Annotated in this window: 16 protein-coding genes; 8 read left to right on the top strand and 8 right to left on the bottom strand. The window is 67.7% G+C overall.

Translation table 11 applies throughout. The annotated features are described in order from the left end of the window. Nucleotides 1–25 precede the first annotated feature (25 nt). On the top strand, nucleotides 26–613 hold the full coding sequence (locus AC1Q6P_RS08475) for a GGDEF domain-containing protein (RefSeq protein WP_165794724.1): 588 nt from the start codon (nucleotides 26–28) through the stop codon (nucleotides 611–613). An 88-nt stretch (nucleotides 614–701) separates the two neighbouring features. Here AC1Q6P_RS08475 and AC1Q6P_RS08470 read toward each other — a convergent pair whose 3' ends face one another. From AC1Q6P_RS08470 to AC1Q6P_RS08455, 4 genes are all read right to left on the bottom strand, one after another. Further along, on the bottom strand, nucleotides 702–2,069 hold the full coding sequence (locus AC1Q6P_RS08470; RefSeq protein ID WP_492663674.1) for an esterase-like activity of phytase family protein: 1,368 nt from the start codon (nucleotides 2,067–2,069) through the stop codon (nucleotides 702–704). Nucleotides 2,070–2,211: 142 nt separating this feature from the next. After that, a complete protein-coding gene (locus tag AC1Q6P_RS08465) occupies nucleotides 2,212–2,763 on the bottom strand; it encodes a YfiR family protein (protein WP_171825877.1) in 552 nt (183 codons plus the stop codon). Next, complete coding sequence (locus tag AC1Q6P_RS08460; protein ID WP_171825876.1) at nucleotides 2,763–4,820, bottom strand: TonB-dependent receptor plug domain-containing protein; 2,058 nt, start codon at nucleotides 4,818–4,820, stop codon at nucleotides 2,763–2,765. The genes AC1Q6P_RS08465 and AC1Q6P_RS08460 overlap by 1 nt, the downstream gene beginning before the upstream one ends. Before the next feature lie 60 nt (nucleotides 4,821–4,880). Then, the gene (locus AC1Q6P_RS08455) at nucleotides 4,881–6,248 is read right to left on the bottom strand and encodes an MATE family efflux transporter (RefSeq protein WP_492663675.1); all 1,368 of its coding nucleotides are present in this window, start codon (nucleotides 6,246–6,248) and stop codon (nucleotides 4,881–4,883) included. A gap of 244 nt (nucleotides 6,249–6,492) precedes the next feature. On the opposite strand from AC1Q6P_RS08455, the gene AC1Q6P_RS08450 reads away from it, so the two are divergent. From AC1Q6P_RS08450 to AC1Q6P_RS08435, 4 genes are all read left to right on the top strand, one after another. Next, entirely contained in the window at nucleotides 6,493–8,340 is a 1,848-nt protein-coding gene (locus AC1Q6P_RS08450) for a helix-turn-helix transcriptional regulator (RefSeq protein WP_492663676.1), read from the top strand. A 137-nt stretch (nucleotides 8,341–8,477) separates the two neighbouring features. Next, nucleotides 8,478–10,352 (top strand): maltodextrin glucosidase, encoded by a 1,875-nt coding sequence (gene malZ / locus AC1Q6P_RS08445; protein ID WP_492663677.1) that lies wholly within the window; start codon nucleotides 8,478–8,480, stop codon nucleotides 10,350–10,352. 57 nt (nucleotides 10,353–10,409) lie between these two features. Continuing rightward, nucleotides 10,410–11,177, top strand: coding sequence for a substrate-binding periplasmic protein (locus AC1Q6P_RS08440; protein WP_492663678.1), 768 nt, complete (start codon nucleotides 10,410–10,412; stop codon nucleotides 11,175–11,177). Between the two features lie 67 nt (nucleotides 11,178–11,244). Continuing rightward, on the top strand, nucleotides 11,245–12,711 hold the full coding sequence (locus AC1Q6P_RS08435; protein ID WP_492663679.1) for a sulfatase family protein: 1,467 nt from the start codon (nucleotides 11,245–11,247) through the stop codon (nucleotides 12,709–12,711). Nucleotides 12,712–12,720: 9 nt separating this feature from the next. Here the strand turns inward: AC1Q6P_RS08435 and AC1Q6P_RS08430 are convergent, their stop codons facing one another. Beyond that, nucleotides 12,721–14,868: a diguanylate cyclase gene (locus tag AC1Q6P_RS08430; RefSeq protein ID WP_492703137.1), complete on the bottom strand. Its 2,148-nt coding sequence runs from the start codon at nucleotides 14,866–14,868 to the stop codon at nucleotides 12,721–12,723. Continuing rightward, entirely contained in the window at nucleotides 14,865–16,928 is a 2,064-nt protein-coding gene (locus AC1Q6P_RS08425; protein WP_492663680.1) for a GGDEF domain-containing protein, read from the bottom strand. Before AC1Q6P_RS08425 ends, AC1Q6P_RS08430 begins: the two co-directional genes overlap by 4 nt. Before the next feature lie 138 nt (nucleotides 16,929–17,066). On the opposite strand from AC1Q6P_RS08425, the gene AC1Q6P_RS08420 reads away from it, so the two are divergent. Continuing rightward, on the top strand, nucleotides 17,067–17,702 hold the full coding sequence (locus AC1Q6P_RS08420; protein ID WP_492663681.1) for a DUF6172 family protein: 636 nt from the start codon (nucleotides 17,067–17,069) through the stop codon (nucleotides 17,700–17,702). A gap of 47 nt (nucleotides 17,703–17,749) precedes the next feature. On the opposite strand, the gene gloA2 is transcribed toward AC1Q6P_RS08420, so the two are convergent. Both gloA2 and AC1Q6P_RS08410 read right to left on the bottom strand, forming a co-directional pair. Further along, complete coding sequence (gloA2, locus tag AC1Q6P_RS08415) at nucleotides 17,750–18,172, bottom strand: SMU1112c/YaeR family gloxylase I-like metalloprotein (protein WP_102770010.1); 423 nt, start codon at nucleotides 18,170–18,172, stop codon at nucleotides 17,750–17,752. A 230-nt stretch (nucleotides 18,173–18,402) separates the two neighbouring features. After that, entirely contained in the window at nucleotides 18,403–19,167 is a 765-nt protein-coding gene (locus tag AC1Q6P_RS08410; protein WP_171825868.1) for an SDR family oxidoreductase, read from the bottom strand. Nucleotides 19,168–19,408: 241 nt separating this feature from the next. Between AC1Q6P_RS08410 and AC1Q6P_RS08405 the strand changes: the two genes are divergently transcribed. Next, nucleotides 19,409–20,041: a transposase gene (locus AC1Q6P_RS08405; protein WP_492703135.1), complete on the top strand. Its 633-nt coding sequence runs from the start codon at nucleotides 19,409–19,411 to the stop codon at nucleotides 20,039–20,041. Next, nucleotides 20,004–20,236 (top strand): transposase (locus tag AC1Q6P_RS08400; protein WP_492663683.1); only part of this gene is annotated, 233 nt, incomplete at its 3' end. The genes AC1Q6P_RS08405 and AC1Q6P_RS08400, both read left to right, overlap by 38 nt.

Genomic DNA, 20,236 nt, shown 5'->3' with positions numbered 1-20,236 from the left:
GTTCCTTAGACCGGAGAGCGCTGATATGCCCAATCTCATTGCCGACACACTGGAGTTGAACGGCTTGCTGGACCGCACGGCCCTGCAAGGTCATCTGGATCAGGCGGCCGCGGCCGCACGCGCTGCGGGCCAGCCGCTGGCGGTGCTGACCATGGACCTCGACCATTTCAAAGCCTATCTGGAAGACCAGGGACAGGCCCAGGCGCAAGCCGTGCTGCTGCGTGTGGCCGAACTGCTCAAAGCCCAACAACCCGCGGGCGGCAGCCTGGTGCATCTCGGCGGCGATGAATTCGTGATGCTGTTACCAGCCACCGATCTGGCGGCCGCCCACGAGAAGGCCGAAGCGCTGCGCGCCGCCGTGCAAGCGGCTTGCGCCGATCTGGACGGTCCGGCGCCCTTGACCATTTCACTCGGCGCCGCGGCCAGCCCGGCCGGTGGCGACTGGAATGCCAACAGCCTGCTGGCCCTGGCCGAAGCCCGGCTGACCTTCGGCAAGAAACGCCTGCAGCCCCACCACAACCGGGTCTGGGCCGGTACCCTGCCGTCCGACTGGTACCACCGCTTCGAAATTCAGGCCGAACAATGGCCCAATCTTGATCTGCAGCCAGCCTGACGCGGGCGAGCAAAAAAACAGGCCGGATGACCGGCCTGTTTTTCTTGGTTCGGGGCGCCAGCCCCCCCTCCCTCCTTGCTGGGTCCGCTCAGGCCAGCTTGCGGCGGCGCAGCCAGGCGCCCATCAGACCCAGACCACCCAGCAACATGGCATAGCTGCTGGGCTCCGGCACCGGGTTAGCCAGCTGGATCTTCAGAAACTCGGTCGGGTCCGAACCCAGATCACGGCCACCCGTGCCGGGGTAGTTGTTGTCGTTGGCGATCAGCAAGGTGTTCTCGTCCAGCACCAACACGCTTTCGATGGTGACAAAGGGGAAAGTGAAGGTGGTCTTGCCGTCTCCGTTGAGATCGTTCGGATCGGCAATGTTCATCAGATCGACCAGCTCGGTCTTGCTGACATAACCCTGGGCATCGACGCGATTGATGTCGATGCGGAACAGCTTCTTGAAGGGGGTGCCGCCAGCGGTGGCGGTGGCGTTGTTGCGTTCGATGACGATGAACTCATGGTCGTTCAGCGCCGTCATGTCGCCGATGGCCACGCCCGCAGCATCGAGCTTGTAGCGGAAGCTGGCGCCGGTGTAGCTCTCGCTGTCGATGCTGAACTCATTGATGCGCAGGGTGCCGGCTGCGTCGCCGGCCACGCTCTTTTCCATCAAGGTGTAGAGCTTGTCGCCGGCCGGGTTGATGGCCATGCCTTCGAAGCCACCCGAGCCCGGCAGATTGGCCACGCCGCCGTTGAGGTGCGGGTTTTGCGGTGCCATCACGCCAGGCAGGCCGACTTCGGTGCGCAGCACCTTGCCCGTGGCATCAGCCTTGACCAGGAAGGGGCCGAACTCGTCGCCGAACCAGAGATTGCCGTTCTTGTCCTTGCGCACCGACTCGATGTCGAAATCAGCGCCGGTCAGCAATCGGCCCGAGCGGATGCTGGCATCGACCAGGGGGTTGGCAGCGTTGTTGTAATAGTTGGTGTAGTCGGCCTGGATCTTGAAACCCAGCTTGCGGTCCGGGTCGGCCAGGGTGATGCGACTGTCGGCGTTGAAGGCCGGCAGGCTGGCGCCGGTCTGGTAGCTGGCAGCCGAGATCGTGCCGCTGCCGCCCGAGATGGTCTTGAAGTCGGGCGTCACGGCGTACATGCGCAGCAAGGTGTCGGCCGAGTTGCCTTGGGTGCCGAAGCCGTTGTCGGGCATGAAGAGGTAGCTGCCGGCGCTCGGGCCATTCAGCACGGCCGAGAAGCCTTGCACCGGCTGCTTGTTCAGCAAGGGCAGCGGGTTGCCGCCGGCGCCCGAGGCGAACTGGCCCGAGGTCGGGCCGTCCGAGAAGGTATTGGCGGGCATCTTGGCCCAGCCGATCAGGGTGTTGCTTTGGGCTTGGGCCGAGGTGGCAGCGGCCGCCAGGGTCAGGGCCAGAACCAGCGTATTCAGGGCGCCCGGGGCGCGGGCAAAAGTCTTGGTGATCATGAGGAAGAAGGCTCCGTGGGGCGCAGGAGCAGGGGCCTGCGTACGCGGCGCATTCTTCAAGCCAGGGGTGACAAGGCGGTGAAGCAGGCCCGGTGCAAACGGACCATGTGGCCGACACGACCCGCGCAATCGGCGCCCGGTGCTACTTCACCTCGCGCGCCAGCTTGAGCATCTGCGAGCTCAGGCTCAGGCCGCGGCGCTTGGCTTCGCTGTGGTTGATACGAAAGGCCAGGCCATTGGGCTCCACCAGCAAGGCGATCGACACGCCGGCACGAAAAGCCTCGGCGCTGTCGCCCACCACCAGCACCGGCTCGGCCCCCAAGGCCTGCTGCCAACGCAGCAGATCGGCCCGCTCGCTCAGGCCCAGCACCAGCACCTGGCAGCCCAGGGCCTGCTGCGGTTCGCTGACGCTGCGCACCTTGACCGTCGCCACGGCATGGGGCTTCTGTGGCAGGCCTGACATGGCCTCGCGCAGCGCCGGTGCGCTCGCCACGCAGTAGCTGAATTCCTGCGGCGGCGGCCCGGGCCACTGGGTGAACTGGGCGAAGCGGTAAATGAAGGCGGCCTTGAGCTGCGCATCGTCGAGGCCCAGGCCGGCGCGCACCGGGCTCAGGGCCGAGGCGAGCAGCGCCAGCAGGGCCAGCGCCTGGCGGCGTCGGCGCTGCAGGGTCGCGGCAGGCAGGCGCTTCGTCATCACTCGAAGCTCCAGGTCCAGCTCAGCTGAGCGCTCCGCCGCGGCTGGGGCAAGGGGTAGCCTTGCACCACGGGCTGATCGAAATAGCGAGTCTGGGTCAGGTTGTAGAGGCCGAGGCTCAGCTCATGACCGGACGCCGGCCGCCAGAGCAGGTTCAGGTTCTGCACGACATAACCCGGCAAATCCTCGCCGTCGGTATGGCGCCGACTGGTGGCTTGCAGCTGCCACCCGAGCTGCAGCCGGTCGCCCAGCAGCGGCCTGCTGTAGTGCAGCTTGAGCAAGGCGTGGGGCGAGTTGCTCAGGCCCTGACCTTGCGGGTCGCGGGTGCGCTGCAGCGACAGCGAGGCTCGCAGCTGCGCGCCCTGGTCCCAACGTTTTTCCAGGCCGAGCTCCAGCCCCTCGGTGCGCAGGCGCGGGCTGTTGATGAAGTAAGGCTGGGGCGAATCATCGAGACTGATCAGGTTTCGCAAGCGCGACACAAAGGCCGACGCCCGCAGTTGCAGCTGCGGGCTGAGCGCCTGATCCCAGGCGGCCTCCAGGCTGCGCACGCGCTCGGGTTCCGGTGTCGGCAAGGCACGCGGCTCGTTGACCTGGAACTCGAACAGATTGGCGGCCCGGAAGGCGCTGCCGTACAGCAGCTTGAAGCTGGCATCGGGCCGGGCCCGCCAGATCCAGGCCAGACGCGGATTCCAGCTGCTGCCGCCAATGCGAGCACGGTCCTGGCGCAGGCCCAGGACCAGCAGATGCGCATCATTGAGCCGCCATTCATCCTGCACAAACAGACCGTTGCGGCGGTTGCCGCCTTCGAAGACAAAGAGATCCCCGTAAGCGTCGGCACCAGCAGAGACGCGCTGAACCAGGTCTCGCTGGTACTCCAAGCCGAACATCAGCTTGTGCCCCGCCCACAGCTGGGTACTCAGGCGCAGATCACCGTTGATCCAGCGCCCCAGACTGCGCTCGTTGTAGAACGACACCGTGTCCGGGCCATCGAGAAAGGGCGAGTGCTTCTGGAAATCCACCCGCTTGCCCGAGAGATGCAAGGCCAGATCCCAGTGAGCTCCAAGACTGCGCTCGTAGTCGAGGGCGTAAAAAGTGTTGACCCCGCGGCTGTTGTACTGGCCCAGATCCCAGGTGTCCTCGGTCAAGAAATACGGCAGACCCTCGCGCACGCTGCTGAAGCCAGCCTGCAGGCTGATGCCGTCCCCCCGCACACCACCCAGCACGCGCTGATCACGCGCCCACTTGAGCGCGCGCAGGGCCGACTCATGTTCGGGCGGGTATTCGTTCATGAGCGAGCGGCGGCTGTGCTGCATCTGGCTGCTCGAAAGCCAGCCCTCCCAGCCCGACTCGCCACGCCAGCCCCAGCTGGCACGCAGGCGCTTTTGTCCCTCGGAGTCGAGGCTGCTGCGCAGCTGGAAGCCACGCAGCTTGTCCACCCGCTTGGTGATCACATTGACCACGCCCAGGAAGGCGTTGTTGCCGTAGACCGCAGAACCCGGCCCAGGCGCGTACTCGACCCGGTCGATCAGGTCAACATCGGCAAAGAAGTCGCCGTCGATCAGGGCCGCGTCGTAGATGTTCTCATTGACCCGCATGCCGTCCAGCAGCACCAGCAAACGGCTGTTGAAATCGGCCGGCCGGCCCAGGCCGCGGGCACCGATGTAGCTGAAGCCGCCATCAAAACTGATGTGGATGCCCGGCATGGCGCGCAGGATGTCGGCCAGGCTGCGCATGCCGTAGCGCTGGATCTCGGCCGCCGTGACCACATAGGTGACGGCTGGGGCCTGCGCGGCGCTCTGGGCGAAGCGGGAAGCCGCCGAAACCTCGACCTCGCGCGGTACTTCGCGCAATTCCTGGCGCAGCAGTTCTTCAAGGTCGGGTTCGTCGGAGCCCGGCTGCAGCCGCACGGCCGAGGCAGCCGAAGCCGCAGGCACGGGTGCCGCAGCTGGGGCTGCGTGCTCGGATGCCTGCGCCTGCGCTGGCAGACCGCTGACGGCCAGCCAGAGGACCGCCAGGAAACCGTGGAACAAAACGCGGAATTCGGGCTTCAGGCTCATCCCCACCAGTATCGCAGCGGGCCGGACGCGACGCACGGCGAAGTGTGCCGCGCTGCCAAATCATGCCGAGCGCAAGCGCCTGTGTGCAGCCCGCGCCATGGGCACCCAGGCCAAAGTGTTCCAGCGGCGCCACATCAGGAGGCCGCGAATCCACTCGTCCAGCACATAGGCCAGCCACACCCCAGGCAGGCCCAGGCCGCAAAACGCGCCCAAGAACCAGGCGCCGCCCGCCAGCACCAACAGCATGGATGCAGCCCCCGCCATCACCGGATAGCGGGCGTCGCCGGCCGCGCGCAAGGCGTTGATCACCACCAGATTGAAGGTGCGCCCCGGCTCCAGCAGCACGGTCAGCCACAGCAGCACGCTGCCGGCTCGAATGATGACCGCGTCCGTCGTGAACAAACCCAGCAGCCAGGGCCCGGCCAGGGCCGCACTCAAAGCCACCCCCACACTGACCACCAGGCCGCGCGCCAGCGCCCGCCGCACGAGGCGGTTGGCCGCGTGCAGCTGCCCCGCGCCAATCAAGTGCCCCACCACGATCTCGACGGCAAAGCCGGTGGCCAGGCCGAAAAGCAAGATGCCGTACATCAGCTGCGACACGTACGCATGGGTGGCCAGGGCCCCGGCGCCCCAGAGCGCGGCCACCGCCACGCTGACCATGAAGGCCAGCCGGTAAGCGATGTTCTCGGCCGCGCCGGGCAGCCCGATGTGCAAGACCGCCGACAGCTCCCGGCGCGGCAGCCGCCACCAATCGCTGCGCTGCGGCCGCAGATCCAGACGCGCCCGCCACAGCATCAGATGCAGGCTCAAGCCCACCGCCCGGCTCAAGCCGAGCGCCACGGCAAAACCAGGCAGGCCCAGCGCCGGCAAGGGCCCCCAGCCCTGCATCAGCGGCCAGGCCAGCATCAGATGCACCGAATGCATCACCACCACCACGGCCAGCGCTTCTCGGCTGCGCAGGTGCGCGCGCATCACGCTGCTCATCGAGGCATTCCAGGCATCGAGCAGCAGCGCCGGCGCCAGGGCCTGCAAGAACGGCTGGGCCAGAGGCAGCACCTCGGGCGGGGCATTGAGCAAGCGCAGCAGCGGCCCGGCGAACAGCAAGGCCACCGAGGCGCTGAAGGCGCCAATCCAGCTGCTGGCGCCCAGCACCGCGCGCGCCACCGCATCGGCGGCATCGCGCCGGCCAGCCCCCAGGCTTTGGGTCAAGACCACGCTGACCCCGGCACCGATGATGCGAAACAGGATGAACAGCATGGCCGAGACATGGTTGGCCAGGGCGAAGGCCGCGCCGGCCGTGTCCGAGATGGCGGCGGCCAGGGCCGTGCCCAGCAGGCCGATGGCGATGCCCAGGCCCAGCTCGGTGAACAAGGGCCAGGCCAGGCTGAGCAGGCGGGGCTGGGGATGCGGGGTGGAGGCAGACGACAAGGCGAAAGGGCAGCAAGAACGGTGAAACAGGCCGGCTGAGGAAGCAGCGTACGGCCAGGTCGCAAAGCCCCAGCGCCGATTGAACGTAGACTTTGCGTCAGCGCATTGTTGCCACTGCGCCGCGGCCCGGCATCCACCCCCGGAGTGGAACTTGTCGATCCCGGTGCGGCGAGCGCACCGCCCGAGGCCTCGCACGCTGGCGGCCCCGGCTTCACTCACACCACCCCAGCCCCCTGCCCGCCCCTTGCTGAGCCCCTCTGTCACCCCCACGGCCCTCCCGCCCAGCCTGGACCTGGCCAGCCGGCGCCTGGCCTTGCAGGCCCTGCTCGGCGGTGAGCCCGGCGCGCAGGACCCGGCCCTGCTGGCTGCCGCGCTGGCCTGTGCTCCGCGCGAGCTGCCGCCCCTGACCGCCGGCGGCGCGGACCAGGTGGCCGAGGGCCTGAGCGCCGTGCAGCGCTGGCGCGAGCGGGAGCCCGCCAGCTTCGACGCCATGCTGAGCCGCGCGGTGGAACTTTTGCTGCGCAGCCCCCAGCCCCTGCTGGCGGCGCGCCTGGCGCTGGAGCACGGCTGGGCCGGCCTGCAGCTGCAGGTGCTGGAGCGCGCTGGCTGGGCCCTGCTGCTGGGCCCGCAGCAGGAGCTGGCGGGCCGCTTGCTGAAACCCAATCTGCTGCAGCCCGCGCTGCAGCGCGGCGAGCTGCTGGGACTGCGCCTGGCCTGGACCATCGAAGCCGTGGGCGAGCCCCACACGGTGGAACGCCTGCTGCCGGCGGCTGAAGGGCTGAACGAGGGCTTGCGCGCCACCTTGCAAGCCCGCGTCGCCCTGGCGTTTGACCAAAGCAGCCGCGCCGTGGCCGAGGCCCAAGCGGCCATCGCGGCCTTCCCCAATGACCTGATCCTGCCGGCCCTGATGGCCCGGGCCACCCTAGGCCGAGCCTGGCTGGCGGCCGGCCAGCCGCGCGCCGCCCTCGCGCCGCTGACGGCGGCACTCAAGGGCGCGCGTCGCGACGACTGCAGCCTGCTGCAGATCGAAGCCCTGGAAGCCCTGGCCGAGGTGCATCTGGAGCTGGACGACGAGGCCGGGGCCGAGCCCGGCGAGAGCGCCCGTTTCTTCGCCGCGCAGGCTCAGGCCCTGCGGCAGCAGCTGGGCTTGCTGGATGGCCCGCTGCCGGCCGAGGACTATTTCGCCTTCCCGCGCCTGGTGGACCAGGCGCAGGCGGGCTTGAACAGCGGCGAGGTCGAGGCGGCTGCGCGACAGATCGAGGCCCTGAGCCAGCGCGACAGCCACACCTTTTACTGCAAGCGCTGGCGCAACCGCTTGCTGCAAGCGCAGATCCACCTCGCTTCACTGCAACACCAGATGCCACGCCTGCTGCATTGGGCGGCACTGAACCCGGGCGAAGACAGCGCCGCCGCCCTCGTGCCCACGGCGGCCTCGCTGTTCGATTTCGAGCGCGCCTGGCTGCAGGGTTGCGCCGCCTTGCTGGCCGCCCGCCCCTGGCCGGATGCGCGCCTCGTGGCCTGGGCCGAAGCCATGCAGGCCCGCGGGCTGCAGCGACTGGCCTGGCAGCAGGCGCTGCTGAGGGCGCTGAGCCAGCCGGCCGGCGGCGCCGGGCTGGACGCCCTGCGAGATGGCCTGCAGGCCCTGCGCAGCGCCCAGCAGCTGAACGAGACGCTGAACCGCGTGCGCCTGCTGGCGCCCAAGCTGGTCGGGCCGCTGGCCGCCCTGCTGGCCCAGCCGGCCATCGTCCACCACCCGCTGGCGCGCCAGAACGCGCGCCACTGGTTGCAGGTCTTGCGAGGCGGGCCGACTCAAGCCTCGCTCATGCCCGAGACCCAGCGCAACACCCCTCGCCCGAACAATCAGCCCGCGAGCCGCGCCGATGAGCACACCAACCCGCCGCCCTTCGGCCTGACCCGGCGCGAGTGGCAGGTGCTGCAGCTGATCGGCAGCGAGCTCAGCAACGAGCAGATCGCCGCCCAGCTTTTCGTCTCGGTCACCACGGTCAAGACCCACATCAACCGGCTTTACGCCAAACTGCACATCAGCTCGCGCGAAGAAGCCATGCAGCGGGCTCGCACCGTGCCGCGCTGAGCGCCGGCCCTCGCCTTGCCTCCACCCCAGATTCCACCCCCGGGGCGGACGCATCAGGGGCCGGGCTCTGCGCAGAATGCCGGCCCGGATCGGCCTGCCCGGGCCGCCCCAAGACCGAGAACCCGAAAGACCCGCCAATGCTGCTTGATTCCCATCCGCTGCTCCTGGTCCATCCGCAGATCAGCCCCTGGGTGCAGCGCGGCCCCGAAGGTTGCGAGATCAGCCTGCTCAGCGAACGTGAACAGCTGGACCAGGTCTATCTGCGCAGCCAGCCCGACAACGAAGAGCAGCTGATCACCATGCACTACGTCGGGCGCCAGGGCCAGCTGCACCGCTGGCAGGCCTGGCTGCCCTGGAACCACGGCGATGCGCTGACGCTCTATGCCTTCAAGGTGCTGCTCGATGGCACGCAGCATTGGCTGGCGGCCGATGGCGCGCATGAGCACCTGCCGCCAGAAAGCCTGCATTTCCGCCTGAATCGCCAGCACCAGCCGCCCGACTGGGTGCGCGAGCATGTTTTCTATCAAATCTTCCCCGATCGCTTTCATGCCGGCGAGCACAGCGAGCGGCCGCCCAGCCGCCAGGGTCAGGTCTTGCCCGGCCAGGCGGGCCGCGCGGTGGTGGAACCGGCCTGGCATGAGCCGGTGGACCCGGCCCATGCGGCCAACAGCTTTTACGGCGGCGACCTGCCTGGCATCACCGAAAAGCTCGACTATCTGCAGCAGGAGCTGGGTATCAGCGCCCTCTACCTGAACCCCATCTTCAGCTCAGGCAGCAACCACAAATACGACTGCGACGACTACTTCAAGGTCGACGCACAGCTGGGCGGCAACCGCGCCCTGGTCGAGCTGCGCGAGGCCACCGCCGCGCGCGGCATGAGGCTCGTGTTGGATGCGGTGGTCAACCACACCGGCGTCAACCACCCCTGGTTCAACCAGACCGGCGTGCATGCGGAGCTGGGCGCGGCGCAGTCGATCCATTCGCCCTACCGCAGCTTCTATGCCTTCGACGGCCAGGGCCGGCCGCTGGGCTGGAAGGGTTATGACTCCCTGCCGGTACTGGATTTCAGCTCGGCCGCGCTGCGCCAGGCCATCTACGCCGGGCCCGACGCCGTGCTGCGCCACTGGCTGCGCCCACCCTATGCTGTGGACGGCTGGCGCCTCGACGTCATCCACATGCTGGGCGAAGGCCCGGGCGCGCGCAACAACGCCCAGTTTGTGCGCGAGTTCCGCCAGGCCATCAAGCAGGAGAACGGCCAAGCCTACGTGTTGGGCGAGCATTTTGCCGAGGCCACGCGCTGGCTGCAGGGCGAGCAGGAAGACGGGGCCATGAACTACTACGGCTTCGCCCACCCGGTGCGCGCCTGGCTGGCCGGGCTGGACGTGGCCTACCAGCCGATCCGCCTGAGCACCGTGGCCTTCGAGCGCTGGCTGGCGCGCGGCCGCGCCACCATCCCCTATGCCAACCAGCTGGCCCAGCTGAATCTGCTGGACAGCCACGACACCTCGCGTTTCTTCACCCTGCTGGGCGAAGACACGGCCCGCATGGCCCTGGCCGCCACCCTGCTCTTCACCAGCCCGGGCGCGCCCTGTGTCTACTACGGGGACGAGATCGGCCTGCCCGGCGGCCAGGACCCCGACTGCCGCCGGCCCTTCCCCTGGGACCGCGCGCAGTGGAACCTGCCCCTGTTCCAGCACTACCGCGCGCTGATCCAGCTGCGCCAGAGCCGCGGCGAATGGCGCCACGGCGCGGTGCAGACCCTGGCGGTGAGCGACGAGGCCCTGGTGTTTGCACGCCACACCGATTGGGAAGCCACGGTCGTGGCTGTGAACCGCGGTGATCAAGCCCTGAGCTTGGAGATCCCCGTCTGGCAGCTGCCCCTGCAGGTGCGCCAGTGGCGCGGCGTTCAGCCGGGGCATGCGGGTCCGGTGGCGCTGGAGCTGCTCGATGGCGGACACCGCCTGCGCCTGCAACTGCCGGCCTGCGCCAGTGTGCTGCTGCTGAGCGAGTAGGTGCCAGGGCAGCGCAGGTCAGCGCAAGGCGAAGAAAGAGCGGCACTAAACTGCCGCATGCGTGTTGAATTGCGCCCTTCCTGCCGGGCAGCGCTGCTGGCGCTGTGCTTGCTGTGGTCCGGCCGCCCTGCGGCGGCACAAGGTGCCGTGGCCGCTGCGCCGGCCCTGCCGCCGGCGCCGCTGCGCGTGCTGATCAACGATGTGGCGCCCTACACCCTGCGCGGCGAGGCCCAACGGCCCGGCATGCACATCGAGATCATGAATGCCCTGGCCCAGCAGGCCGAGCTCGCCGTCAGCATCAACTCCGCCGTCTACGTGCGCCTGGCCCTGGGGCTGAAGGACGGCAGCGCCGATCTGGTGGTGGGCGTCGACGGCCCCGAGTTGGACGCCCTGGCCCAAAAGGTCATGCCCTTTCACAGCTTCAAGTTCGTGGTGCTGACGCGCAAAGCCGCCGGCATCAGCCAGGTCAGCCAGCTGCGCGGCCGCCTGCTGGGCGTGGCCCGCGGGGCCTTCTACGACGAGAGCATCAACAACGACGAAGCGATCCAGAAATTCCCCATGGCCGACCCCTTCCAGGGCGTGCGCATGCTGGCCCTGGAGCGGCTCGACGCCGTGATCTCCTCCGACTACCTGCTCAGCTACGCCCTGCGCCAGACCGGCATCGATCGCGCCAGCTTCGCGCCGCCCTTTGTCGTCAACGAAAAGAACTACAGCTTGTACGCCCGCCGCGATCTGCCGGAAGAGACGCTGCGCGCCCTGCGCCGGGCCATGGAGCAGCTGCAGAAATCAGGCCGGCTGAACGCCATTCTGCGCAGCTACCAGTGAATCCCCGGGGGGCTGGGCCCGACGCCGGCGCTAGCATGCCCGGCTTTGCATCCCCGCGGAGACAGGCATGAGCGATTCACCCACCCACCGAGGCCACTGGAGCCGACGCGACTGGCTGGAGCGCAGCCTGGGCGCCGCGGCCGGTTTGGGCCTGGGGGCCGGCTCGGCCTCGGCCCAGGCGGCCGACCCCGCCAAGCCGGCCGGCGCAGCGCCCCACATCGTCTTCATCATGGCCGACGACCTGGGCTGGGGTGATCTCGGCTGCTATGGTCAGACCGATTTCAGCACTCCGGTGCTGGACCGCCTGGCCGCTCAAGGCCAGCGCCTGACCCAGGCCTATGCCAATTCACCGGTCTGCTCGGCCACGCGCACGGCGCTGATCACCGGCCGCTACCAGTACCGCCTGCGCGTGGGCCTGGAAGAGCCTATTCCCAGCCGCAACTCGCCCCACGGTCTGCCTCCCGATCACCCCACCCTGCCTGGACAGCTGCACGCAGCCGGCTACCGCACGGCCCTGGTCGGCAAATGGCATCTCGGCCACCCACCAGCCTTCGGCCCGCTGAAAAGCGGCTACGAAAGCTTCTACGGCAATCTCGGCGGCGGCATCGACTACTTCAATCACAAGGACAGCACCGGCCCCAAAGCGCAGGTCGATTTCTGGGACGGCGAGCGCCTGCTCGACACCCAGGGCTACTACACCGACCTGCTGAGCAGCCGGGCGGTCGAAGTGATCCAGGCCTGCAAGACCGACCCTCGCCCCCTGTTCCTGAGCCTGCACTACACCGCGCCGCACTGGCCCTGGGAAGGCCCGGAGGATGCCGCCCTGGCCGGGCAGCTCAAGAGCCTGCTGCACCACGACGGCGGCAGCCTGGAGACCTACGGCCGCATGGTGCAGGCCATGGACCGCGGCATCGGCCGGGTGCTGCAAGCCTTGCGCGAGCAAGGGCTGGAGGACAACACCCTGGTGGTCTTCACCAGCGACAACGGCGGCGAACGCTTCTCGCGCACCTGGCCTTTCAGCGGCCAGAAAACCGAGCTGCTGGAAGGCGGCATCCGTGTTCCCCTGATCCTGCGCTGGCCGGCGCGGCTGCAGGCTGGCGTCAGTGAACAAACCGCCATCAGCATGGACATGCTGCCCACCTTGCTGGCCGCCGCCGGCGCGCCGGCGCCCGCCCTGGCCAGCGACGGCATCGATTTGCTGCCTGTGTTGCAAGGCCGAGAGCCGCTCCAGGCGCGCCGCCTGTTCTGGCGTTACAAGGCCCAGGGCCAGCGGGCGCTGCGCGAGGGCTCGATGAAGTACCTGCGCATCCGCCAGCATGAATTCCTGTTCGACCTCAGCCGCGATCCGCGCGAGCGCGCCAATCTGGCATCGGCTCAAGCAGAACGCCTGGCCACGATGCGCGCCCTGTGGGAGCAATGGAACGCCGAAATGCTGCCCATCACGCCCGATGTCTACACCCATTGGGTGCGCGGCGATCGCCAGGCCGACCGCTACGGTGTCGATACGCCGGAAGCGCCGGCCCGCAAGGACTGAGATTCGGGATCAGGCCCCGGGGCCCAGCACCTGCTGCAGCTGCACCCGCTCGCTGGAGCAGGCGGCGTCAAAATCGGCCTCGATCTGCTGCAAGGCCTGGCGGTCGCCGGCCTTGACGGTGACGATGGCGGCAGCCCGGTTGCGACCGCGTGATTTGGCGGTGTAGAGCGCCATATCGGCCCAGTTGACCGCCTGCTCCCAATGCTGCGGCAGGCCGCTGGGCTGGAGCGGGAAATGCGCGCAGCCGATGGACACGGTGATGCGCAGCGGCCCCTCGCTGCTGGCCACTGGCTCGCCACCAATGCCTTGCAGCACGCGCTGGGCCAAAGGCAGCAAGTCCTCGGGCGCAATACCCGGCGCGAAGACCAGAAACTCCTCGCCGCCCCAGCGCACCACCAGGTCTTCGGCCCGCACGGCCAGGCTCAGGCGCCGGGCCACCTCGCAGATCACCACATCGCCGACCCCATGGCCATGCTGGTCGTTGACATGCTTGAAGTGGTCGATGTCCACCATCAGCAAGGCACCGTGGAACTCGCGCCGCGCATGCTCCTGCATCACGGCCAGGAAATGGCGGCGGTTGGCCAGGTCGGTCAGGGGGTCGCGCTCGCTCTGGGCCTTGAGCAGTTGCTCGTTGGCGCGCAATCGCTTGTGGGCAGCCCGTACCCGCTGCACCATGGCCGCCACCAGAATGAGCGACAGACCCAAGAGCAAAGCCACGGCCACGCCCACTTGCTGCACCCGCTGGCGGTTGGCGAGCTGATGGTCCACCAGAGCCTGGTCGCGCTGCAACAACTCCAGATCGCGCTGCTTGCGCTCACTGTCGTACTTGAGCTGCAGCTGCTGCAAGGCGCTGGCGCGATTCATCTCGACCAACTCGGCACTCAGGCGCCGCTCCAGGTGGTAAGCGGCCAGACCTTCCTTGAACTGGCCGGCTTCGGTCCAGGCCTCGCCGAGCTCGCGCAGCTCCTGTACACGCAGGCCCTGGTCCACCAGGCCCTGGCTCATGGCCTCGATGCGCGCCACCTCGCGCTTGGCCTGCTCGTAGTCGCCCAGCTGCACATAGGCCACTGCCATATTGTGACGAATGGTGCGCTGGATGCGGATGTCGCCACGCTGCTCGAACAAAGGCAAGGCCTGGCGCGCCACCTCCAGCGCCCGGGCCGGCTGCTTGAGCTGCAGGTAGGCATCCGCCAGATTGCTTTGCGCCTGTGCAAGCCAGCGTGGTGCGTCGGCCTGACGCGCCAGCTCCACGCACTCTTCCAGCGCGCGCAGCTTGGCCGCGTGGTCCTGGCGATGGCTGGCCACGAAGGCCTCGTAGTTCTTGACCTTGAACAGCGCCAGTGCATCGCCCTGGGCCAGCTGCCGGGCCTGGACCAGCCAGCGCTTGGCTTGCTCAGCCTGATCCTGCATCTGCGCCAACATGGCCAGGGTGCCCATGCTGTTGGCCGCCAGATGACGGTCGCCACCGGCCTGTGCCAGAGCCAAGGCCCACTGCACCGTGGCCTCGGCCAAGGGCAAGGTGCCCGAGCGGATCTGGTTGCGCTCGATCAGGCGCAGGGCCGACCAGCTGAGGCGGAAATCGCAGGCGGCCGGCAAGGCCGAGCGCCCACCCGCCCCCGAGGCCTGGACGCTTTGCAGGCTGGCCGAGCTGGGACAGTGCAAGCTCAAACCGGCCAAAGCCTGGCGAGCCAGGGCTGTGGCACGAATGCCCTGGCCTTGGCGATCCGCCCACTCGGCTTGCAAAAGCAGAGCGGCGTCACGCGCCTCGGGGTGCTGCGCCAATCGATCGGCCAAGGCCTGGGCCGGCGTGAACTCACCCGCCAGCACCAGCAGCCGGCCTTCAGCCAGCAACAGAGGCAGGCTGTGGCGGGCCATGGCCCGGTCCTTTTGCATCGCACGCACGCGCTGCAGGGCTTGCTCGGGTCGATCGAAACCCTGGCGCAGCAACAGCTCCAGCGAATCGTCGAAGCTGCGCTCGTAGGGCCAGGCGGTCGGCGTCAAGCGCGCGGCGCTGGCCGCGGGCGCCGCCCCCGACATGGCAGCCTCGGGTGGCCGAGTGTCCTGGGCCGCCAGCGGTGACAGCGACAGCCATGAGGCCAGCAGCACCGCGGCTCGGGCGGCCCTCTGAACCCGGTGCGAGGGCATGGACTGACTCATAACCCACCCTCGCTCGGCACCGCGGACGGGCTGGCGGGCAAACTTGGACCTTGCAGCTGCAAGAGGGCCAGCTCGCCTTGCTGCCAGGCCTCCTCCATGCGCTCGCTCAGCGCCAGGCAGCCAGCAGCATCGAGCGAGGCCTGCCCGGCGCCCAGGCTCTGCAGACCAAAGGCACGATTGCGGCCATGGGCTTTGGCCATGTACATCAAGGTGTCCACCAGGGCGATGGCGCGCTCCCAGTCCACCGTCCAGTCGTGGGGCGCCACCGGGAAGCTGGCAAAGCCCATGGACGCGCTGATGGGCAGCAGCTGGGCCAGGCCCGGGCCGAAGCGCACCGGGGCCTGGGCAATCTGGTTCAAGAGCCGCTGGGCCAGGTGCTCGATCTGCGCCGGCTGGCGCGCATCGATGACGATCAGGAACTCCTCGCCGCCCCAGCGCACCAACAAGTCCTCGTCGCGCAGGCAGCTGCGCAGGCGCTCGGCCACCTCGATCAACACCGCGTCACCGACCGCGTGACCATGGCTGTCGTTGATGCGTTTGAAATGATCGATGTCGATCAAAAACACCGAGGCGCGCAGTTGGCCATGCTCGGCCAGGCGACGGATGGCCGTCTGAAAATGGCGCCGGTTGGCCAGGCCGGTGAGTGGATCACGCTCACCCTGCACCTTGAGTGCTGCATTGCTGTGCGCCAGCGCGAGATTGGTCTTGCGGATGCGCTGGTAGGCCAGGCCCAGGAGCACGGCCGACAGCACCACGCACGCCCCCACCGCCGCCCAGAGCTGCAGCTGCAGATCGCGGGCGCGCAGCTGCTCCAGCTTGAGGCTGTGGTCGCGGTTGAGCAGGGCCATTTCCTTGGCACGGCGGTCGTCGTCGTACTGGGCTTGCAGCTCGAGCACGGCGCTGCGGGTTTCTTCGCGCAGCTGCTGGTCGATCATGCGCCGGTGCTGCTGAAAGGCATGGGCGGCGCCGCCCAGATCTCCCATGCGCTCCAGCGCATCGCCCAGCTCATGCAGGCTGTCGGCCACCTGGCCATTCAAGCCCTGGGCCTGGCTGACGGTGATGGACTGCATGACATAGCCCTTGCCCTGCTCCACCTGGCGCAGCTGGATCAGGGCGATGCCGAGGTTGTGCAAGGCCAGGGCCTCGTTGCTGCTGTCTTCGTTGCGGCGGGCCAGGGCCAGGCCTTCCTCGGAATACTGGCGGGCCTTGGCGAAATTGCCTTGGCGCAGGTAGAAATCGCCGAAGTTGGCCAGGGCCAACGACTGCAAGGTCAGCGAGCCGCTGTCGCGTGCGGCGCTCAAGGCCATCTGCATGGAGGCCTGGGCCCGGTCAAAGCGCTTGAGCTGGCTCAGGATGATGGCGCGTGTGTTGTGCACGCGGTAGAGCAACATGGGGTCGGGGTCGCGCCCGGCCTCTTGCAGCGCCTCTTCGATGACCGAGGCAGCCCGCTCAAACTGCTGGGCACGCAGCAAGGCATAGGCCAGGCTGGACAGCGCAGCCGCGCGGCGCCAGGACGCCCGCGAGCGCTCGGCCAGCTGCAAGGCCTGATTGGCATGGGCGATCGCCTGCTCGACCCGCCCAGCTTCGGATTCGGCGATGCAAAGCTGACTCAGAAAACGCACCATCAGGCTCAGAGGGATCTCGGGCGTCCATTCGGTGGGCAAGGTCGACATGGCTTTGAGCGCCTGATCCGACTTGCCCTCGCGATTGAGTTGCTGCGCACGCACCCAGGCCTCGGCCAGCTGGGCCGCAGCGTGATGGCGACTGTCGGGCCAGGCTTTCAGGCGATCCAGCAATGGCTGCAGGGCCACCGTGTCCTTGGTTTCCACCAGGGCCGAACCACGCAGGGCCAGCAACTCCAAGAGCTCCAGGCTGCCCGGGGCCGCGCGCCCCTCCAAGGCCGCCAGCACCGGCAGATTGAGGGCAGCGCGGGCCGTGCCGCCGCGCTCGACCCGCTCCAACTGCGTCCAGAGATCGGGCACTTCGCTGTGCGAACTGCGCAGCGCGGAACTGGCTGCTGAACCGGCGCTTCCAGGCGGCGCCACCTGGCTGGCCGACATGTGCCCGGGCTGTGCTTGCGCCAAGCCCAGCAGCAACGCAAGGCCCAAGAGCAGCGTCACACCAGGCGGACACAGACCTGCGCCGCGGCGCATGCCCCCTGTCCTCTGTGCCCCGGCCCGCATGGCCCCCAGCCTGTCGTGCGCCATCTGCTGCTGCTCGTCCTGGAGATAGAAAAAGAAGTTGCCGATGATGATGCCTTGATGAACCGGCGCCGCCATCGCCGCGCCGGGCGCCACGGGCAACCCCATACGTCCTCGGCCAAGGAGGATGGCGCTATTCTGAGTCCAGTATCGACCCAAACCCCGGCACCGAAGCGCCGAATCGAAGGGCAAGCCCGGCGCAAAAGCTCCATGACGACTGGCGGGCGCCTCCAGGGGATAATCGCGCCCTGTTTCGCCATCGCCGTGCGCTCATCGCCCGGGCCGGCACCACTTGCCCAGAAAGCCCACTTGAAAAAAACCTACCCCCTCCACGTCGAAGGCAAGCACCCCGACCGCCTGCTCGAAGCCACCAAGCACGAGATCCGTAAATACATCAAGCGCGAGCAGAACAAGCCCCGCCCCGCTGGCGTGGACTTTTGGGATTTCGACTGCAAGTTCGGCAGCAGCGCCGCCACGGCCGAGTCCATCCACCCAGGCGCGCTGACCGAGCGCATCAATGCCTATGCCGCGGAGAAGGCGGAGAGCTTTTACGTCGAACTGATTGCCAAGCCCGGCGTGCGCAAACCACGCGCAGCCAGCCCCGCAAGCGCTGACGAACATCACGAAGACTGAGCGCCCGCCGCCCCGCCCTCCCATCGCTCACCAGAGCATCCGCGCCCTCAGGCGCTGGGCTGGCCCGGCTCCACTTCCTCCCGGACCGAGCGCTCATACAGCTCCAAAGGCAGCCCGTCCGGGTCCGCAAAGAAGCTGAAACGCCGCTGCGTGTGGGCGTCTAATCGAATCGGTTCGACAGCCACACCTTGCGCCCGCAAGGCTGCGCAGCAGGCATGCACATCCTCAACCTCAAACGCCAGATGGCGCAACCCCTGCGCCTCAGGATACGAGGGCCGCGCGGGCGCGCCTGGAAACGAGAACAGCTCGATCTGCCCCCCATCCGGCAACGCCAGATCGAGTTTGTAAGACTGTCGCTCCGCCCGGTACTGCTCGGCCAGCACCCGCAGCCCCAGCACTTCGGTATAGAAGCGCTTGGACACGGCGTAATCCGAGCAAATGATGGCGACGTGATGGATGCGCAAGAGCATGGGCTTGAAAAGGAAAGAGCAAAAATGACTGGCGATCCGTAGGCGCGGCGAGAGCCCGGTACCGAAAAACAAAAAGCAAAAACTCAAAACGATCGAGGGTGGCCTCCAGACGAACGCGCCGCGCACGTCGCCCCGACGAGCATAAAGCCAGACACGCCGGCTGAAGATGGGCCTCGCAAACAGCCCCCCGGCCTCTCTCATGGGCCGGATGCCGCTCCATCCCCCCGCTCTCAACCCCGGTGAATCGACACGCCCCCGTCCACCAGCAAAGCACTGCCTGTGGTGAAGCTCGAAGCGTCCGAAGCCAAATACAGCGCCGAACGGGCCACCTCGTCCGGATGGGCCAGGCGCCGCAGCGCGTGCAGGCCCTGCACCTGGGCCATGGCCTCTGGCGTGTTGGCCACATGTCGGCCCATGGGCGTGTCCGTGCCGCCCGGCAACAAGGCGTTGACCCGAATGCCCTGTGCTCCCCATTCGCTGGCCAGGCACTGCGTCAGTCCGATCAGTCCTGACTTGCTGGCCGCATAGGCCGACATGCCTGGAAAGCCCACGGTGTGGCCGACAAAACTCGATGTGAAGATCAGCGAACCGCCGCCACGCGCCGCCAGCGCCGGCAGTTGGAACTTGGCCGCCAAAAACGCGCTCGTCAGATTGGTCCGTAAAGTGGCTTCCCAAGCGGAAAGAGGCAAATCCGGCGCCGCCGCCATCTCACCCAGAATCCCCGCATTGTTGAAGGCCACATCCAGCCCGCCGAACTGGGCGCACGCACGCGCCACCAGCTCGCGCGCCACGGCCTCGTCGCTCACATCCCCAGCCATCGCCACTGCCTGACCGCCTGCGCTCGCAATCTCCTCGACCAGGGCTTGAAGCGGCTCCTCTCGCCGCGCCGCCACCAGCACCCTCGCCCCTTCTCGCGCGAACAACAGCGCCGCCGCGCGCCCAATCCCCGAACTCGCCCCGGTGACGATCGCCACCTTGTTCATCAAAGCCGCCATACTGAATGAAGCCTCCTAGATCCTGTGAAAACTTGCATCCACGCACCAGCCCTGCTCCTGCGCCCACACCAGGCAAGGCGACGAAGGGTGATGCGAAGCAACGCAATTCAGTGCGATGCGATGCAATGCGAGACCTGGACTGTGGAGGACAGTCTGGAAACTTGCGACCCGCTTCTTGCGAAGCGAAGCGCGACGAAACGCGGCGCCGTAAGCGGATCGGCTGGAACATGTGCCCAGCGCCGTGCCGGAAGAATTCAGCAGCAAATTACCCGACCTGATGCTGCTGACGTTGAAGCAGGCACGCACGCACTGGTTGGCTGAGTTTGGGCTGGTCTTCCCGCAAAGCCCTGATGCCTTGCGTCGTGCACTCAACGATGTGCTGGAAAACGCCAGCAACGAACTGCCCGGCGTGATGCGCTTAGCATTGCAGCGAGCACAGGCGCATTGGCGCGCGCTGCACGATGAAATCGCCTGGTGTAATCAACAGATCAAGCAGCATGTGCATGCCGATCAGGCCTCCGCTCGTACCGCGCAGTTGCACGGTGTAGGCGATCTCACCGCTTCAGCCTTGGTGACCGCCGTCGGTGACATGCGCCAGTTCAAAAGTGCGCGCCAGTTCAGCGTCTGGGTGGGCTTGGTTCCGAGCCAGAACTCCAGTGGCAGAAAGCTCTGGGGCGCTGGCCAACAAGAACGCCCGCTTTCTGTGGGCGGTGCTGACGCGGGGCATCGACTACGACCCCGAGCATGTGCCGCCTGTTCCTCAGTGCAAGCTGCCTGCGACCCAGGCGTGAATCGCCCCGTGTTTCGAGGAGGCTCCAACTCTGGAGAATGGAGCCATGAAGAAGTCCCCGAAGTTTTCCCCCGAGGTGCGTGAGCGCGCCGTGCGCATGGTGCTGGAGCACCGTGGCGAGCATCCGTCGCAGTGGGCGGCCATCGAATCCATCGCCGACAAGATCGGCTGCGTGCCGCAGACCTTGCACACCTGGGTCAAGCAGCACGAGGTCGATGCCGGCCAGCGAGACGGTGTCTCGACTGCGGAGGCTCAGCGCATCAAGGAACTGGAACGAGA

It is taken from the genome of Roseateles sp. GW835-FHT13E02, from assembly GCF_058794035.1.
This window is presented reverse-complemented; position numbering and strand designations above follow the sequence as displayed.

Coding starts and splice junctions, on each gene's coding strand:
- AC1Q6P_RS08475 (WP_165794724.1), top strand. CDS start 26: ATGCCCAATCTCATTGCCGACACACTGGAGTTGAACGGCTTGCTGGAC.
- AC1Q6P_RS08470 (WP_492663674.1), bottom strand. CDS start 2,069: ATGATCACCAAGACTTTTGCCCGCGCCCCGGGCGCCCTGAATACGCTG.
- AC1Q6P_RS08465 (WP_171825877.1), bottom strand. CDS start 2,763: ATGACGAAGCGCCTGCCTGCCGCGACCCTGCAGCGCCGACGCCGCCAG.
- AC1Q6P_RS08460 (WP_171825876.1), bottom strand. CDS start 4,820: ATGAGCCTGAAGCCCGAATTCCGCGTTTTGTTCCACGGTTTCCTGGCG.
- malZ (WP_492663677.1), top strand. CDS start 8,478: ATGCTGCTTGATTCCCATCCGCTGCTCCTGGTCCATCCGCAGATCAGC.
- AC1Q6P_RS08440 (WP_492663678.1), top strand. CDS start 10,410: ATGCGTGTTGAATTGCGCCCTTCCTGCCGGGCAGCGCTGCTGGCGCTG.
- AC1Q6P_RS08435 (WP_492663679.1), top strand. CDS start 11,245: ATGAGCGATTCACCCACCCACCGAGGCCACTGGAGCCGACGCGACTGG.
- AC1Q6P_RS08430 (WP_492703137.1), bottom strand. CDS start 14,868: ATGAGTCAGTCCATGCCCTCGCACCGGGTTCAGAGGGCCGCCCGAGCC.
- AC1Q6P_RS08425 (WP_492663680.1), bottom strand. CDS start 16,928: ATGTCGGCCAGCCAGGTGGCGCCGCCTGGAAGCGCCGGTTCAGCAGCC.
- gloA2 (WP_102770010.1), bottom strand. CDS start 18,172: ATGCTCTTGCGCATCCATCACGTCGCCATCATTTGCTCGGATTACGCC.
- AC1Q6P_RS08410 (WP_171825868.1), bottom strand. CDS start 19,167: ATGGCGGCTTTGATGAACAAGGTGGCGATCGTCACCGGGGCGAGTTCG.